The organism is Streptomyces graminilatus (assembly GCF_001418565.1).
Classification (GTDB): Bacteria; Actinomycetota; Actinomycetes; order Streptomycetales; family Streptomycetaceae; genus Streptomyces; species Streptomyces graminilatus.
Genome location: NZ_LIQQ01000195.1, coordinates 1 through 16,392, shown reverse-complemented (window position 1 = coordinate 16,392; position 16,392 = coordinate 1). Strand labels below are relative to the sequence as shown.

Below are 16,392 nucleotides of genomic sequence, written 5' to 3'. Positions count from 1 at the left end.
ACAGCGGGGGTCTGGGGGCGCCGCCCCCAGGGACGGGACGGGAAAGGGCGGCGGGGGCGAAACAAACCCCCCCTACACCGGCGGAGCCACATCCTCCGGGTCCCGCGGCCCGAACAACCCCGTCAACCCCAGGTGCACCACCAGCGCCCCCAGGGACCACACCAGCAACGCCCCCTTCGCGCCCAACTTCAACGGCGCCGAGAACGTGACCCCCTTACCCACATCCTTCGCGTGAGCGATCACATCCTGGGCCGGCCCGAGCCACACCCCCAGCCGCCACGCCAGCACAGACCCGAGCAGCCCCCCGACCGTCAGCGCGACCACCAGCGGCACACCCCCACGCCGCCGCACCAGAAACGCGCCGACCGCACTCAGCGCCCCCATACCCAGTGCCAGCAGAGTGAACGTTCCATCGACCCCGATGGCCTGCTCACCCTCGCTGTCCTTGACGTACACGACCCACCTGCCGTCGACCACGTCACCGACCAGCGGCACACTCGACGCCAGCCACCACCACAGCAGCCCGAGCAGCACCCCACCGAGCGCCACCACCACCGTGACGACGGCGGCTTCCCGCAGTTCGGTCTTCATCCCGGGACCGTCCTGTCCGTACTCCGACACGAATCCGGCACCGCCGGACGGCTCCGGCCAGAACTGCCGGGCCCGGCCGTCCGCGTCCGGAGCCTGCTGCGACGAGGGCTGCTGCTGCAACGGCTGCCGGGACGGGGAGGGGTCCTCACGATCACTGTCACGATCATGCGAGGGCTCTTGGTGCGGCGGCGGAGGCGGAGTCAGTGGTGCGGTCACACCGACATCGTGCCAGGCCCGCCCGCGCGGCGCGTCACCGGACGGCCGCCCGACGGTACGCCCAGGTCGCGAGGGCCAGTGAGACCACCCCGACCCCCGCGCACACGGCGAGGTCACCGAAGACGAAGGCCCAGTCGGGGGCAGGCCCGAAGGTCCGGGAGAATGCCTCGACGCCGTACGTCGACGGCAGCAGATCCCGCGCGAACCGCACCACCCCCGGCATCCGCTCGGCCGGCAGCACCCCCAGCAGCAGTGCCGCCGACATGCCCAACTGCCCGAGCAGTGTGGCGAGTTCCGGCCTCGGCGCGAGCAGCCCGAACGCGGCGCCGAGCCCGGCGAGCGCGGCCCCGGCGAGCGGGATCACCAGCGCGAGCACCCACAGATGCGTCAGCGGCAGCCCGTACAGCAGACACCCGAACACCGCCGTCACGGCGGTCCCCGGCACAGTGAAGGAGGCGTACGCCCCCGCCGCGCCCAGCACCACGGCCGCGGGCGGCACCGGCAGCGTCGCGTAGTGGTCGAGCCCACCGCTGGCCCGCAACTGCCCGAAGTACTGAGCGAGCAGATTCAGCGCGACAAAGGCGACCACCAGCACAGACGCCCCAGCCACCACAGCCCGCGCCTCGCCACCCCCATCCACGACCCCCCGCATCAGGATCATGATCCCGACGGACTGGAAGGTGGCCACGAACAGCAGCGGAATCCGCGCGACCCGGGCCCGGGACAGCTGCGCCCGGTACACCGCGACGAGCGCGGGCCACAGCCGGGCACGCGGCCCGAGTTCGGCCGTCGCGTGGCGCGCGGGCGTCTCCTGCACGCCCAGGGCGCCGCCCGGCAGCACCTCGGCGGGTACGACACTCACGTCGAGCTGCTCCTCTTCGTCCCGGTCACGACAGCCGCCCTCTCCCCCACCAGTGCCCGCACACCTACCCGTACGGTTCCGGGGCCCTCCGCACTCACACCGGTCGCGCAAGCCCTGCCGTCCCTGCCCGTCGTCGTACCGAAGCCGCTCATGCCTTCACCAGTCCCTGCCCGTTCCCCCCGAGCGCCAGATACACGTCCTCCAGGCTCGGCGTGGCCAGCGTGAAGTCGTCCAGCGCGGTGAAGGCCGCCCCGCCGGTCACGGTGGCGACGGCCGCGCGGGCCTCCTCGGGGGCCAGCCGCAGGGTCCATCGGCGCCCCGACTCGACGGCCCGGTCGCGCAGTGCGGCGACCTCCGGGACGTGCAGGGGCGCCGCCTCCCGCCAGACCAGATCGACCCGGACCTCGCCCGCGACCCGCGCCTTCAGTCCGGCGGGGGTGTCGCAGGCGATCACGCGCCCCCGGTCGAGCACGGCGACCCGGTCGAGAACCGTTTCGGCCTCGATCACGTTGTGCGTCACCAGCAGTACCGTCGTACCGCGCTCGGCGCGCCGCCGGTCGACCGCCGACCACACCGCCCGCCGCGCCACCGGATCCATGCCGGTGGTCGGCTCGTCGAGGACGAGCAGCGGGCGTTCGCCGACGAGCGCGGTGGCGAAGCAGGCGAGCCGCCGCTGTCCGCCGGACAGTTTGCGGATGGGGCGGGCCGCGAGGGCAGTGAGCCCTAGTTCCTCCAGGACCGCGTCCCGTTCCGCGCGCGCCTGCTTCACCTCAAGGCCGCGCAGTCGTGCGGTGGTCTCGACGGCAAGCGAGACGGTCAGTTCGTCGAGGGCGCTGGACTCCTGGCCGAGGTAGGCGAGGATGCGCGCGGCCCGCTCGGGGTGGCGCACGATGTCGTGGCCCATGATCTCGACGCCGCCCCGGTCGGGACGCATAAGGCCGGTGATCTGCCGGACGAGGGTCGACTTGCCGGCGCCGTTCGGCCCGAGCAGGCCGAAGATCTCACCGCGCCGGACGTCCAGGTCCACGGCGTCGGTGGCCTGTACCTCGGGTGTCCCGGGGGCCCCGCGCCGGCCGCGCACCGCCCGGTAGGTCTTGGTGAGATCGCGCACCGCGCAGACGACATCGTCACCGTGTCGGGCTGCTTGTGCCGTGCGCGTACTCACGAAGGACGAGAGTACGGGGTGCCCGACTCCGCCTGAAATCCAACCCCCGCCCCCGGTCTTCCCCTGCGCGGGCCGCTCACTCCCCTGCGGGCGCGTGCTCCGCGTTCGTCCGGACGTCGATCTCGCGCCAGAAGCCGGCCCTGATCGCGTACCGGTCGTGCTCGTCGATCTGGTCGTCCTTGTGGGCGAGCAGACCGAAACGGGCGGCGTAGCGCAGCAGCTCGCCGTCGATGCGGTGCGGGATGCGGGGGTACATCGTGGACAGTTTCTGCACCTGGGCGGGTTCCGGGAGCCGCTCCATCCAGCGCCGCGAGAACACCTGCCCGACCTCGTACGGATCGCCGCCGACCGTGGTGATGTCCTCCTCGCGGTCCGCCCAGCGCTGCTCGGCCGAGGTGAGCTGGGCGAGCGTCGGCATGGAGGCGATCTCGGGGGGCTCGGCGGCCACGCCCGGCCGGTCGACCCAGCCCTTGTCGGAGGACCAGCGCAGGGTGGCGTTGGCGGGGTGCGGGGCGGGCTGGGCGCCGTGGGCCTTCAGCGCGGCCAGGTCCTTGGGGGTCGGTACGCCCTTGGCGGCGGGTACGCGTTCCTGCTCGCCGTTCCGCTCGGCGGGAGCCGTCGGGTGCTCCTGCTGTTCGCCGTCGGCCCGCTCGGCCGACTGCGCGTGCGCCGGTTCGGGCAGCGGCGCGGAGAGGATCGCGGCGATCTCGGGGCGGGGCACCGGCTGCGGCGCGCAGACCCCGCCGAGTTCCTTGGCCCGTACGGCCTTGGTGATCCACGTACGGTCGAGGACGCGCCGCTCGTCGGCCTCGGCGACCAGGTCCTCGGACTGGTTGTAGTCGCCGTCGGCCGCCTGCACGGCCCACAGGTGTACGGCCACTCCGTGTTCCTTGGCGGCCATCATGCCCGGCAGCAGATCGCCGTCGCCGGTGACGAGGACGATGTCGGAGCAGGCGCGGTTGCGGGCCAGCTCGGTCAGCTCGGCGTGCATGGCGGCGTCGACGCCCTTCTGGGCCCACCGTCCGTCGCTGCGGGTCAGGGCGCCGAGCCGGACGGTGACGCGGGGCATCACACGGAGCCTGCGGTGTTCGGGCTGCGGGACCCGGTCGGGGGCGCCGTCGAACCAGTAGATGCGCAGCAGTGGCCGTTCGGTGTCCGACTCGGCGCGTTCTCGCAGGCCCTGGATGAGAGCGGTGTGATCGACGGTGATCCGGGACCGCGAGGGCTCTCCGGCGAGAAGGCTCGCGGCGGCCCCCAGCAGATACCCGGCGTCCACCAGGACGATGCAGCGGTCCACGCGATCCACCCTCTTTCCGGGAGGTTTGCTTCGGGCTTCCTTCGAGTCTGCCCGACTGCGCGGAGGTTAACGGCCCGAACTCGATCTTCGGCGTGGCGTTCCCCGGGTCGGCCGGGGGTTCCACCGCACGACTCGACCCTATTACGCGGGTGTTACGCACGGTGATTCTCCGACATGCGCGCTCTGCCCGGACATGTGAATCTGAAACCGGCTTTGGCCCCTAGATCCCCCTCAGGAGGAAGATCACCATGGCCAAGAACAAGAAGCACCCCCGCCCGCACGAACAGGCGTCACAGGCCGAGCGCGGTGCCGAGCAGGCGAAGTCGTCCTCGATCGAGTCGCAGGCCGAGCAGCGCGCCACCCAGGTGACCCCCGGTGACATGGCACGCAAGGGCCGGCAGAAGCGCTTCGGCCACAACTGAGCCCACGACGCGGCCCCGCCGCGTTCGACGGGCATCCGAACAACGGGCTGTTGAAGCCCGGACACAGTGAGGGGCGCACCCGAAGCCGGGTGCGCCCCTCAATCGCGTCGCTGGTCAGCCGGCCAGACAGGCTGGTCCGAGCAGCACCTTCAGGTCACCGAAGAGCGCCGGGTCGGGCTTCACCCGGTGCCGGTCGAGGCGCAGCACCGTCGTCTTGCTCGGCCCCTGGAGCCGGATGCGGACCTCGCTCTCGCCCTTGTGGTGGCTGAGGATCTCGCCGAGCCTGCTGATCATCGGCGGGGTGACCTTCAGCGCGGGGATCGTGAGGATCACGGGCGCGTTGGTGCCCGCGTTCGACAGGTCGGGGACCTGGAGTTCCATCGCGACCAGCCGGGGCACGTCCTCGCGCTTGTCGAGGCGGCCCTTGACGAACACGACGGCGTCCTCGACGAGCTGGGTCGACACCAGTTGGTAGGTCGCGGGGAAGAACATGCACTCGATGGAACCGGCGAGATCTTCCACGGTGGCGATGGCCCAGGCGTTGCCCTGCTTGGTCATCTTGCGCTGGAGGCCCGAGATGATGCCGCCGATGGTGACGACCGCGCCGTCCGCGTGCTCACCTCCGGTGAGCTGGGAGATACCCGCGTCGGCCTTGTCGGACAGGACGTGTTCCAGGCCGAAGAGGGGGTGGTCGGAGACGTACAGGCCGAGCATCTCCCGCTCCTGGGCGAGGAGATAGGCCTTGTCCCACTCGTCGGTGGTGAACTCGACGTCGAGACCGAAGCCGGGCTCGCTGGTGTCCTCGTCGCCCATGCCGCCGAAGAGGTCGAACTGTCCTTCGGCCTCCTTCCGCTTCACCGCGACCACGTTGTCGATCATCGGCTCGAAGTGCGCGGTGAGGCCCTTGCGGGTGTGGCCCATGCTGTCGAACGCGCCGGCCTTGATCAGCGATTCCGTGGTCCGCTTGTTGCAGACGACGGCCTCGACCTTGTCGAGGTAGTCGGGGAAGGAGGCGTACTTCCCCTTGGCGTTGCGGGACCTGATGATCGAGTCGACGACGTTGGTGCCGACGTTGCGCACCGCGGAGAGGCCGAAGAGGATCACGTCGTCGCCCTGGGCGGCGAAGTTGGACATCGACTCGTTGACGTTCGGCGGGAGCACCTTGATGCCCATGCGCCGGCACTCGTTCAGGTAGATCGCGGACTTGTCCTTGTCGTCCTTGACCGAGGTGAGCAGTCCGGCCATGTACTCGGCCGGGTAGTTGGCCTTCAGATAGGCCGTCCAGTAGGAGACCAGTCCGTAGGCGGCCGAGTGGGCCTTGTTGAAGGCGTATCCGGCGAACGGGACCAGGACGTCCCACAGGCCCTGGATCGCCTCGTCGCTGTAGCCGTTCTTCTTGGCGCCGGCCTGGAAGATGGTGAAGTTCTTGGCCAGTTCGTCGGGCTTCTTCTTGCCCATCACGCGGCGCAGGATGTCGGCCTCGCCAAGGGAGTACCCGGCGATGATCTGGGCGGCCTTCTGCACCTGCTCCTGGTAGACGATCAGGCCGTAGGTGACCGCGAGGACCTCTTCGAGGGGTTCCTCAAGCTCCTTGTGGATCGGGGTGATCTCCTGGAGCTTGTTCTTGCGCAGCGCGTAGTTGGTGTGCGAGTCCATGCCCATCGGGCCGGGACGGTAGAGCGCCGAGACGGCGGAGATGTCCTCGAAGTTGTCGGGCTTCATCAGGCGCAGCAGGGAGCGCATGGGTCCGCCGTCGAACTGGAACACCCCGAGGGTGTCGCCGCGCTGGAGGAGTTCGAAGGTCGCCGGGTCGTCCAGCGGCAGGGCCAGCAGGTCGAGTTCGACGCCCTTGTTGGCCTTCACCATCTTGACGGCGTCGTCCATGATGGTCAGGTTGCGCAGGCCCAGGAAGTCCATCTTGAGCAGGCCGAGCGACTCGCACTGCGGGTAGTCCCACTGGGTGATGGTCACGCCGTCGGTGTGCCGCACCCACACGGGGGCGTGGTCGACGATGGGCTCGCTGGACATGATGACGCCGGCCGCGTGCACACCCATCTGCCGGACCAGGCCCTCGACGCCCTTGGCGGTGTCGATGACCTTCTTCACGTCGGGTTCGTTCTCGTACATCGCGCGGATCTCGCCGGCCTCGCTGTAGCGCGGGTGCGAGGGGTCGGTGATGCCGTTGAGGTCGATGCCCTTGCCGAGGACGTCGGCGGGCATCGCCTTGGTGAGGCGGTCGCCCATCGCGTACGGGTAGCCCAGCACGCGCGCGGAGTCCTTGATGGCGTTCTTCGCCTTGATCTTGCCGTAGGTGCCGATCATGGCGACCTTGTCGGCGCCGTACTTCTCGGTCACGTACCGGATGACCTCGACGCGCCGGCGTTCGTCGAAGTCGATGTCGACGTCGGGCATGGAGACACGCTCGGGGTTGAGGAACCGCTCGAAGATCAGACCGTGCGGGATCGGGTCGAGGTCGGTGATGCCCATGGCGTACGCGACGATCGAACCGGCGGCGGAACCACGGCCGGGGCCGACCGCGATGCCCTGCTTCTTGGCCCACATGATGAAGTCGGCGACGACGAGGAAGTATCCCGGGAACCCCATCTGGATGATGACGTCCATCTCGTACTCCGCCTGCTTCTGGCGGTCCTCGGGGACGTTGCCGTTGAAACGGCGGTTCATGCCGAGCCGGACTTCCTCCTGGAACCAGGTGATCTCGGTGAAGCCGTCGGGGATGTCGAACTTCGGCATGAGGTTCTTGGCCTCGAACATGCCGGAGGTGTCGATCTGTTCGGCCACCAGGAGGGTGTTGGCGCAGCCCTCCTGCCAGGCGTCCGACTGGTCGATGGCGTACATCTCGTCCGTGGACTTGAGGTAGTAGCCGGTGCCGTCGAACTTGAAGCGGTCCGGGTCGGAGAGGTTCTTGCCGGTCTGGATGCACAGCAGCGCGTCGTGCGCGACCGACTCGTGCGCGTACGTGTAGTGCGAGTCGTTCGTCACCAGGGGCGGGATACCGAGCTTCCTGCCGATCTCCAGGAGGCCGTCACGGACCCGGTGTTCGATCTCGATGCCGTGGTCCATCAGCTCCAGGAAGTACCGGTCCTTGCCGAAGATGTCCTGGTACTCGGAGGCCGCCTGGAGCGCCTCCTTCTCCTGGCCGAGGCGCAGCCGGGTCTGGAGCTCACCGGACGGGCAGCCGGTGGAGGCGATGAGTCCCTCGGACCACTGGGAGATCGTCTCCTTGTCCATCCGCGGCCACTTCTGCAGCCAGCCCTCCGCGTACGCGTCGGAGGACAGCCGGAAGAGGTTGTGCAGGCCCGTCGCGTTGGCCGCCCAGATCGTCTTGTGGGTGTAACCGCCGGAACCGGACACGTCGTCGCGCTTCTGGTGCGGCTGGCCCCACTGGATCTTCCGCTTGTTGCGCCGCGACTCGGGCGCCACATACGCCTCGATGCCGATGATCGGCGTGACGCCCGCCTTCTTGGCGGTGTGGAAGAAGTCGTACGCCCCGTGCAGGTTGCCGTGGTCGGACATGGCGATATGGGTCATGCCCATCTCGTTGCACGCGTTGAACATGTCCTTGAGCCGCGCGGCACCGTCCAGCAGCGAGTACTGGGTGTGGACGTGCAGGTGCGTGAACGGCGGCTTTGACACGACATGGCCTCCATGGAAAACAGTCGGCGACCGGCTGCGGGCGGTCTGGGGGGACAGCGACGAAGTCTATGCCTCGGCACTGACACCCGAGGGCGTCCGGCCCGTACGTTCGTGAGCGGGGAGTGGGCACTCGGGCGTACCTTCTGACGTTGGAGGGACGGCGGAAGTGATCCGTCCCTCCCGTCGGCCTGTCCGGCCCCATTCGTCCTGTATCACCTGCACCAGGAGGCACCCAGCGATGTCGGTTCCGCAGCTCAGCGCCGAGCACCGCGGCGAGGAGATCCTCACCGTCTTCGACACCGCGTTCGGCGAGCTTCTGGCCGCCGATCCGGCCGCGTTCCGTGTGAAGTTCCGCAAGATGGCGGCTTCCGCGTTCGCGTTCTACCGGGGTACGGCGTGCCTCTTCTACCACGACCTGGAGGCGGAGAAGCGGGGCGGACCGTATCTGGACGAGCGCACCGCGCGCGTGTGGATCCACGGCGACCTGCACGCGGAGAACTTCGGCACGTACATGGACTCCCAGGGCCGGCTGATCTTCAACGTCAACGACTTCGACGAGGCGTACATCGGCCCCTTCACCTGGGACCTCAAGCGCCTCGCCGCGTCCCTGGCCCTCATCGGGTACGCGAAGGCACTCTCCGACGAGCAGATCTCCGAGGTCGTGCGCACGTTCGCGGGCGCGTACCGCGAGCGGATCCGCTCCCTGGCGACCGGCGCGAAGAGCGACGAGGTGCCGCCGTTCACCCTGGACACCGCCCAGGGGCCGCTGCTGGACGCGCTGCGCGACGCGCGCTCACTGACCCGGTTCGGGCTGCTGGACTCGATGACGGAGATCCGCGACTTCGAACGCCGGTTCGCGCCGGGCGGCGGCTCCATCGAGCTGGACGCGGCCACGCGCTACAAGGTGCTGGCCGCCTTCGACGGCTATCTGGAGACGCTCCCGGAGTCGTCCCTGGCCCGCCCGGACTCGTACCGGGTGAAGGACGTCGTCGGCCGACGCGGCATCGGCATCGGCTCGGCCGGGCTGCCCTCGTACAACATCCTGCTGGAGGGCGCGACGGACGCCCTGGAGAACGATGTGGTGATCTACATCAAGCAGGCCCAGACCCCGGCCGTCTCCCGGCACATCACCGACCCGGCGATCCGCGGCTACTTCCAGCACGAGGGCCACCGCACGGTGATCTCGCAGCGCGCCCTCCAGGACCACGCCGACCCGTGGCTGGGCTGGACCGAGCTGGACGGCCGCGGTCAGCTCGTCGCCGAGGTGTCGCCGTACGCCGTGGACCTGGACTGGGGCGACATCGACGACCCGGCGGAGATCGCGGCCGTCGTCGCCGACCTTGGCCGGGCCACGGCCACGATGCACGCGGCGGCGGACGACCAGTCAGGCGAGTCCCTGGTGCCGTTCTCCACGGAGCGGGCCATCGACGCGGTGATCGCGGCCGACGAGGCGGGCTTCGCGGACGTCCTGGTGGACTTCGCGCACGAGTACGGCACACGCGCGCGTGCGGACCACCAGATCTTCGTGGACCTGTTCCGCAACGGCCGGATCCCGGGTCTCTAACAGTCCGTAATCTCACAGGGAGCTTTTAGGGGTCCCTTACAGGACGACGTGAAAGACTCTCCACGCTATGGACATATCCGGGACCCGCATCAGAGCGCTTCGCGCGGCGCTGTTCACGGCACTCGTCGTGACGCTCAGCACCGCGTCGCACGTGCTGCTGTCGCGGGTCCCGCTGCCACTCAACACGGTGGCCGCAGTCGCCGCCGCCGTGTTCACGGCCGCCTACCTCCTGGCCGACCGCGAGCGCGGTTTCGGCCGGATCGCCTCCCTGCTGATCCCGCTGGAACTGGCCGCCGACACGGTCTTCACCACCGGCCAGCACGTCTGCTACGGCCGCGCCGGCGGACCCGTCGCGGGCCCCCTGCGCTCGGTCGGCTTCGACGTGCTGTGCGGCGACGGCATCGGCATCGGCTCCGGGGCGACAACCCCGCTGGCCCGGGTGACCGGCACCGGCACCGACCGGCTCGCCGCGCTGCTCGCCCACGCCGACCCGGCCATCGCCTGGCTGCTGCTGGCCGCTCACGTCGGCGTCGGACTGCTGGCCGCCGCCTGGCTGCGCCGCGGCGAGCGGGCGCTGGCCCAGCTGGTCCGCGCGGTGAGCGCGACCACCTTCCGTCCGCTGCTGCTGGCGGTCGCCGCGGTGACCGTCCGGCCGGCCGCGCCGGTACGGCACGTACGGCAAACCGGCCGCCCCGCGGCCGGCGCCCGCGAGCGGATCCTCGTGCACTCCCTGGGACGGCGTGGACCGCCGTGCTCGGTCGCTTTCGCCTGAGCAGCACTCGTTGCTCCTAAGAGCACTGAGCACGACCACTTCCCCACACGTATCCCGCGTACGACGTATGCGCGTCCCACATGGAGAACACCCACATGAGTAAGCGGAACAGCCAGGCCTCGAAGACGGCGGCCCGAGAGCGGCTGCGGCAGGAGCGCGAGCGCCAGGCCAAGAGGGCCAAGGCCAAGCGGCAGGCCATCGTGGCCGGTTCGGTTGTGGCCGTACTGGCGGCGGCCGGCGGCATAGGCTACGCCGTCGTCCAGGCGAACAAGCCCACCGGCTGGGATGCGGTGAAAAACGAGAAGCTGGTCAAGCCGGCCAACAGCACGGGGACGGACGGTACGACCGTCGTCATCGGAAAGAGCACCGCCAAGAAGACCCTCGTGATGTATGAGGACCCGCGCTGCCCCGTCTGCGCCCAGTTCGAGCAGACGGTCGGCCCGACGGTCAAGAAGGATCTCGATGCCGGCAAGTTCAAAATTCAGTACGTCGGCGCCACGTTCATCGACAACAACATCCCGGGCGTGGGCTCCAAGACCGCGCTGAGTGCACTGGGAGCGGCGCTGAACGTCAGCCCCGAGGCCTTCCTCGAGTACAAGACCGCTCTCTACTCGACGAAATACCACCCGGATGAGCAGGAAGACAAGTTCAAGAGCGACGACTACCTGATCAAGGTGGCCAACACAGTGAGCGCCCTCAAGAACAACACGGCGTTCCAGAATGCCCTGAAGAAGGGGACCTACGACAAGTGGGCCCTCGAGATGGGCAGCAAGTTCAACACGGATGGAAAGAAGTACGGTTTCCAGGGGACCCCGACGCTGCTTATGGACGGCAAGATCGTCCCCGGCCGCGACGGCAAGAACCCCCCCATGTCGGTCCCCGAGTTCAATACCGCAATACAGAAGGCTCTCAACTCTTAGTTCCGCAGCCCACGGAAATGAGAAGTGTCCCGGGTCGACTTCAGGCTCGGGACACTTCCCATTCGGCTTACGACTCAACGGTCAGGCGATTACGCCTACTGCACGTATTCCATCCGCGTTGTGATCACAGACGGCGAGCTTGTCACCGTTCGTGACAAAATACGCGTACCTCCCTCGGCCTGGTCCGTCGTGGTGACCGACCCGTCATTCAGAGACCCTCCCGCCGGTCGTCGGTGCCGGAGGAGCTCCTCGCCACCGCCGTCATGCACGCGGCGACGGACGACGAGAGCGGCCACTCGCCGGCGCCGTTCTCCACCGAGGACGCCGTCGCTTACCGGCGAGAATCACGGCAGGGAGATCGCGCTCCCGCCGGGTAACATTTCGGCCAGATGTTTTCCGGAAACCCTGTAGTGGGCTCCATCGGCAGCAGGTTGAATCAAGGGTTCGCAAGTTGACCTTGGTAAGACAACGAGGGGATGCACATGGGATTCCACAAGAAGCTGACGGGGGCACTGGGGGCGACCGCACTGGCCGTGAGCGGCCTCGCGGCGAACGTGGCGACTGCGGGCACCGCGGCTGCCGCAGCCTGCGATCACGTGTCGGCGAGCAACATATCCAACGGGGTCGTCGTGGTTGTGGGCGGCGCAACGGCGTACAAGGAGCCCGCGGCGGAGTGCACGGCGGTGATGAGCATGGCGCCGGGCCGCGACCTGAACGCCTGGTGCTTCGTCGTCAACCAGTACGGCAACCAGTGGACCCGCGTGAACGAGGGGTGGATCTACAACGGACACCTGGCTCTCAAGTCGGGCACGGTGAAGCACTGCTGACCAGTGTCCGAATCGGCCGACATCCGGCCGGTTCTGCGATTGCTTGAAACGCCCCCTCGGAATTCCTTCAATGGGTCCGAGGGGGCGCTTTGTTGTGATGATGGCGGCGCCGAACAGCGAATGCGCACCGTGACGCATTTCACATTCCGCTTCTGGGAGATCGCCTGGCTGCAGGCCGCCGAGACCACAGGCGGCATGCCGCGGCCCGCGCAGGCGGACAGGACCTATCCGGCAAGAGCACGCCGCTCCCGACGGTGGCCGACTTCATCAGGGTGGTGGGGGCTGCCCTCATGGGCTGACACCGAAAGGGCTGACGCCCACGGGGAATCCAGCCTCCGCATGAAGAGCGGGCGAACATTCCGGGTTCGCCCGCTCTCACGCATACCGATCAGTAACCTGTTCGGTCGTGACCAGTCGATACGGATCATCCGAGGCATCCCATGCCCTCAACTCGCTCTCTCCGCGCCGCCGTACGGTCGTCAAGGCCGCGGCGGCGACCGCTGTCCTGGCCGGACCGCTCGCCGCTGCCCTGCCCGCCCGGGCGGCCGCCGAGGTCCCGCAGTTCCTGCACGGCGTCGCCTCCGGCGACCCACTGCCCGAAGGCGTCCTCCTGTGGACCCGGGTGACGCCCACCGCCGAGGCGGCACCCGGCTCCGGGCTCGGCCCGGACACCGAGGTGAGCTGGACCGTCGCCCGCGACAAGGCGTTCACGAACATCGTCGCCAAGGGGTCGACCACGGCGACCGCCGCGAGCGACCACACCGTCAAGGCCGACATCCGCGGCCTCGCGCCCGCCACCGACTACTGGTTCCGCTTCTCGGCCGGCGGCGTCGACTCCCCGGTGGCGCGCACCCGCACCGCGCCGGCGGCGGACGCGGCCGTACGGGGTCTGCGCTTCGGTGTGGTCTCCTGCGCCAACTGGGAGGCCGGCTACTTCTCCGCGTACCGCCACCTCGCGGCCCGTGGCGACCTGGACGCCTGGCTGCACCTCGGCGACTACATCTACGAGTACGGCACCGGCAAGTACGGCACCCGTGGCACCGTCGTACGCCCGCACTCCCCCGCGAACGAGATACTCACGCTCGCCGACTACCGCGTACGGCACGGCCGTTACAAGACGGACGCCGACCTCCAGGCCCTGCATTCGGCGGCGCCCGTCATCGCGATCTGGGACGACCACGAGTTCGCCAACGACGCCTGGTCGGGCGGCGCCGAGAACCACACCGAGGGCGCGGAAGGCGCCTGGGCGGCCCGGCAGTCGGCCGCGAAGCAGGCCTACTTCGAGTGGATGCCGGTCCGCCCCGCGATCGCGGGCACCACCTACCGGCGCCTGCGCTTCGGCAAGCTCGCCGACCTCTCCCTGCTCGATCTGCGCTCCTTCCGCTCGCAGCAGGTGGCCGTGGGCAAGGGCTCGGTCGACGACCCGGAGCGTACGATCACCGGCCGGGCCCAACTGGACTGGCTGAAGGCGGGGCTGAAGGCCTCCGACACCACCTGGCGGCTGGTCGGGAACTCGGTGATGATCTCGCCGTTCGCCATCGGCTCCCTCGCCGCCGACATTTTCAAGCCGCTCGCCGAGCTGCTAGGCCTGCCCAAGGAGGGCCTCGCCCTCAACACCGACCAGTGGGACGGCTACACGGACGACCGCCGTGAACTCCTCGCCCACCTGCGCTCGAACGCGATCCGCAACACGGTCTTCCTGACCGGCGACATCCACATGGCCTGGGCCAACGACGTGCCAGTGGACGCCGGCACCTACCCGCTGTCGCCCTCGGCCGCCACGGAGTTCGTCGTCACGTCGGTCACCTCCGACAACCTCGACGACCTCGTCAAGGTCCCCGAAGGCACCGTCACCGCGCTCGCCTCACCGGTCATCCGCGCGGCCAACCGGCACGTCCACTGGGTCGACACCGACCGCCACGGCTACGGCGTCCTGGACATCACGGCCGACCGCGCGCAGATGGACTACTACGTGCTGTCCGACCGTACGAAGGCGAACGCGACGTCGGCCTGGTCGCGTTCGTACCGCACGCTCAGCGGCACACAGAAGATGGAACGGACGAACGACCCGGTGTAGCCCGCCGGGAAGCAGGGGCCGAAGCTACAGACTGTCGAGGAAGCCGAGCGCCACCCGCCAGGTGGCCTCGGCCGCCTCCTCGTCGTAGTCCGGCAGATCGGGGTCGGTGTAGAGGTGACCGGCCCCGGCGTACCGGTAGATCTCCACGTCGGCGCCCGCCTTGCCCATCTGGAGATACCAGGAGCCCAGCCAGTCGTCGGTCTCGAACGCGTCCGGCTCGGCCACGTGCAACTGCACCGGCAGTTCGTCGACCGACGCGGTCTCGGCGATGTCCGACGTGCCGTGCAGCAGCAACAGCCCGCGCGCCTTGTCGTCGCCGAGGGCGAGCGTCTGCGCGGTCGCGGCGCCGAAGGAGAACCCCGCGTACACCAGACCGCGCCCCGAGTAGGGAGCGGCGGCCAGGATCGCCCGTCTGAGCAGCTCGTCCTTGCCCGTGGCGTCCTTGAAGGCCATGCCCTCCTCGACGGTCCCGAAGGTGTGCCCGTCGAAGAGGTCGGGGGTCCACACCTCGTGTCCGGCCGCCCTCAGCCGGTCCGCGGCGGCGAGCACGGCGGGGCGAAGCCCATAGGTCGAGTGAAAGAGCATGACGTTCATGAGGACATCGTGCCAGCCACCACTGACAACGAGGCGTGGCGGCCTGTGCGGCGGCCGTGTGCGGCAGCCCACCCGGGGTCGCATGTTCAGAGCGCCGTTCTGCGGTTACGTTCTCCGGCATGGAGAACGTACTGCGCCCGCTGATCGTCCTCGGGGGCTCGGTCGTGCTCACGCTGCTCATCGGCTGGGTCACGGACCGTGTGCTGCGCAAGGCGGACGAACGGCGGACCGAGACACCGCTGTGGGGTCTGCTGCGCCGGGCCCGGGTGCCCTACCAGCTCGTTCTGTGCGCGGCGCTGCTCAGAGGCTCCTACCACCAGGCCGACCTGCTCCGGGAGCACCAGGTCGCCGTCGGCCGGGCCCTGACGCTGGTGCTGATCGGGTCGACGGCCTGGCTGATCGTCCGTATCGCGGCGGCGGTCGTGGACACCTCGTACACCCGGTACGCCCGCGCCCACCGCGACCCCGCGCGAGTCCGCCGGGTCCGCACCCAGGTGTCGCTGATCACCCGGGTGGTCGCGGCGGTCGTGGGCGTCGTGGCGGTGGCGGCGATGCTGCTGACGTTCCCGGCGATGCGTGCGGCGGGCGCCTCGCTGCTGGCCTCGGCCGGGGTCCTGGGCATCGTCGCCGGTGTCGCGGCCCAGTCGACGCTGAGCAATATGTTCGCGGGGTTCCAGATCGCCTTCGGCGACATGGTGCGCCTGGGCGACACGGTCGTGGTGGACGGCGAGTGGGGCACGGTCGACGAGATCACGCTGACGTTCCTGAGCGTGCGCACCTGGGACGAGCGCCGCATCACGATGCCGGTGTCCTACTTCACCTCGAAGCCCTTCGAGAACTGGTCGCGGGGCGGGGCCCAGATGACCGGCATCGTCTTCTGGCACCTCGACCACACCGCGCCCATGGAGGCGATGCGGGAGAAGCTCCGCGACCTCCTGCGCGAGTGCCCGGCCTGGGACGGCCGCTCCTGCGACCTGTCCGTCACGGACGCCACCCCGAGCACCATGGAGGTACGCGCCCTGGTGACGGCGAAGGACGCGGACGACGTCTGGAAGGTCCGGGTCCATATCCGCGAGGGCATGATCCGCTGGCTGACGGAGCACCACCCGTATGCCCTTCCCCGCGTGAACACGGCGGACGCGACGCTGCCCCCGGGCACGGAACCGGCCCGCCGCCCCAGAAGAACCCACGAAATCCCGAGGCCCCAGCCCAGGAGCTAGCCCAAGAGCTAGCCCAGAAGCCGGCCCGGCCTAAAGAGAACGGCGCATCGCGAGATGCGAGATACCCGCCTCGAAGAACTCGCCGCCGTACCCCGCGTAACCGAGCCGCTCGTAGAACCCCAGCGCGGCCGTCTGCGCATGCAGATCGACAGCGGCGAGCCCCAGCTCCCGGGCCGCCCCCTCGATCCCCCCCACGAGGGCGACACCCACG

14 protein-coding genes are annotated in these 16,392 nt (G+C 69.3%); 7 read left to right on the top strand and 7 right to left on the bottom strand.

Translation table 11 applies throughout. The features are described 5' to 3' along the window. Positions 1-72: 72 nt before the first annotated feature. The 4 genes from AOK08_RS17705 to AOK08_RS17690 form a co-directional block, all read right to left on the bottom strand. Positions 73-807: a hypothetical protein gene (locus AOK08_RS17705; protein ID WP_079054095.1), complete on the bottom strand. Its 735-nt coding sequence runs from the start codon at positions 805-807 to the stop codon at positions 73-75. A gap of 34 nt (positions 808-841) precedes the next feature. Next, the gene (locus tag AOK08_RS17700) at positions 842-1,669 is read right to left on the bottom strand and encodes an ABC transporter permease (protein WP_055526700.1); all 828 of its coding nucleotides are present in this window, start codon (positions 1,667-1,669) and stop codon (positions 842-844) included. A gap of 148 nt (positions 1,670-1,817) precedes the next feature. Beyond that, positions 1,818-2,834, bottom strand: coding sequence for an ABC transporter ATP-binding protein (locus AOK08_RS17695; RefSeq protein WP_055526697.1), 1,017 nt, complete (start codon positions 2,832-2,834; stop codon positions 1,818-1,820). 76 nt (positions 2,835-2,910) lie between these two features. Then, a complete protein-coding gene (locus AOK08_RS17690; RefSeq protein WP_055526707.1) occupies positions 2,911-4,131 on the bottom strand; it encodes an NYN domain-containing protein in 1,221 nt (406 codons plus the stop codon). A 248-nt stretch (positions 4,132-4,379) separates the two neighbouring features. Here AOK08_RS17690 and AOK08_RS46580 point away from each other — a divergent pair, with 248 nt between their 5' ends. Further along, positions 4,380-4,553: a hypothetical protein gene (locus tag AOK08_RS46580; RefSeq protein ID WP_198539300.1), complete on the top strand. Its 174-nt coding sequence runs from the start codon at positions 4,380-4,382 to the stop codon at positions 4,551-4,553. A gap of 114 nt (positions 4,554-4,667) precedes the next feature. Here AOK08_RS46580 and dnaE read toward each other — a convergent pair whose 3' ends face one another. Beyond that, positions 4,668-8,207, bottom strand: coding sequence for a DNA polymerase III subunit alpha (gene dnaE / locus AOK08_RS17685; RefSeq protein WP_055526695.1), 3,540 nt, complete (start codon positions 8,205-8,207; stop codon positions 4,668-4,670). Positions 8,208-8,445: 238 nt separating this feature from the next. On the opposite strand from dnaE, the gene AOK08_RS17680 reads away from it, so the two are divergent. The 5 genes from AOK08_RS17680 (at position 8,446) to AOK08_RS17660 (ending at position 14,367) form a co-directional block, all read left to right on the top strand. Beyond that, entirely contained in the window at positions 8,446-9,771 is a 1,326-nt protein-coding gene (locus tag AOK08_RS17680) for a DUF2252 domain-containing protein (RefSeq protein ID WP_055526693.1), read from the top strand. A 67-nt stretch (positions 9,772-9,838) separates the two neighbouring features. Next, entirely contained in the window at positions 9,839-10,543 is a 705-nt protein-coding gene (locus AOK08_RS17675) for a hypothetical protein (RefSeq protein ID WP_055526691.1), read from the top strand. Positions 10,544-10,638: 95 nt separating this feature from the next. Beyond that, the gene (locus AOK08_RS17670; RefSeq protein WP_055526705.1) at positions 10,639-11,463 is read left to right on the top strand and encodes a thioredoxin domain-containing protein; all 825 of its coding nucleotides are present in this window, start codon (positions 10,639-10,641) and stop codon (positions 11,461-11,463) included. Between the two features lie 482 nt (positions 11,464-11,945). Then, positions 11,946-12,290: a hypothetical protein gene (locus AOK08_RS17665; RefSeq protein WP_055526689.1), complete on the top strand. Its 345-nt coding sequence runs from the start codon at positions 11,946-11,948 to the stop codon at positions 12,288-12,290. Positions 12,291-12,696: 406 nt separating this feature from the next. Beyond that, positions 12,697-14,367: an alkaline phosphatase D family protein gene (locus AOK08_RS17660; protein ID WP_055526687.1), complete on the top strand. Its 1,671-nt coding sequence runs from the start codon at positions 12,697-12,699 to the stop codon at positions 14,365-14,367. Between the two features lie 24 nt (positions 14,368-14,391). On the opposite strand, the gene AOK08_RS17655 is transcribed toward AOK08_RS17660, so the two are convergent. Continuing rightward, entirely contained in the window at positions 14,392-14,961 is a 570-nt protein-coding gene (locus tag AOK08_RS17655) for a dienelactone hydrolase family protein (RefSeq protein ID WP_055526685.1), read from the bottom strand. 119 nt (positions 14,962-15,080) lie between these two features. Here AOK08_RS17655 and AOK08_RS17650 point away from each other — a divergent pair, with 119 nt between their 5' ends. Then, on the top strand, positions 15,081-16,181 hold the full coding sequence (locus AOK08_RS17650; RefSeq protein WP_055526683.1) for a mechanosensitive ion channel family protein: 1,101 nt from the start codon (positions 15,081-15,083) through the stop codon (positions 16,179-16,181). A gap of 30 nt (positions 16,182-16,211) precedes the next feature. On the opposite strand, the gene AOK08_RS17645 is transcribed toward AOK08_RS17650, so the two are convergent. After that, positions 16,212-16,392 (bottom strand): GNAT family N-acetyltransferase (locus AOK08_RS17645; protein ID WP_157876712.1); only part of this gene is annotated, 181 nt, incomplete at its 5' end.

Coding starts and splice junctions, on each gene's coding strand:
- AOK08_RS17680 (WP_055526693.1), top strand. CDS start 8,446: ATGTCGGTTCCGCAGCTCAGCGCCGAGCACCGCGGCGAGGAGATCCTC.
- AOK08_RS17675 (WP_055526691.1), top strand. CDS start 9,839: ATGGACATATCCGGGACCCGCATCAGAGCGCTTCGCGCGGCGCTGTTC.
- AOK08_RS17670 (WP_055526705.1), top strand. CDS start 10,639: ATGAGTAAGCGGAACAGCCAGGCCTCGAAGACGGCGGCCCGAGAGCGG.
- AOK08_RS46580 (WP_198539300.1), top strand. CDS start 4,380: ATGGCCAAGAACAAGAAGCACCCCCGCCCGCACGAACAGGCGTCACAG.
- AOK08_RS17665 (WP_055526689.1), top strand. CDS start 11,946: ATGGGATTCCACAAGAAGCTGACGGGGGCACTGGGGGCGACCGCACTG.
- AOK08_RS17655 (WP_055526685.1), bottom strand. CDS start 14,961: ATGAACGTCATGCTCTTTCACTCGACCTATGGGCTTCGCCCCGCCGTG.
- AOK08_RS17650 (WP_055526683.1), top strand. CDS start 15,081: ATGGAGAACGTACTGCGCCCGCTGATCGTCCTCGGGGGCTCGGTCGTG.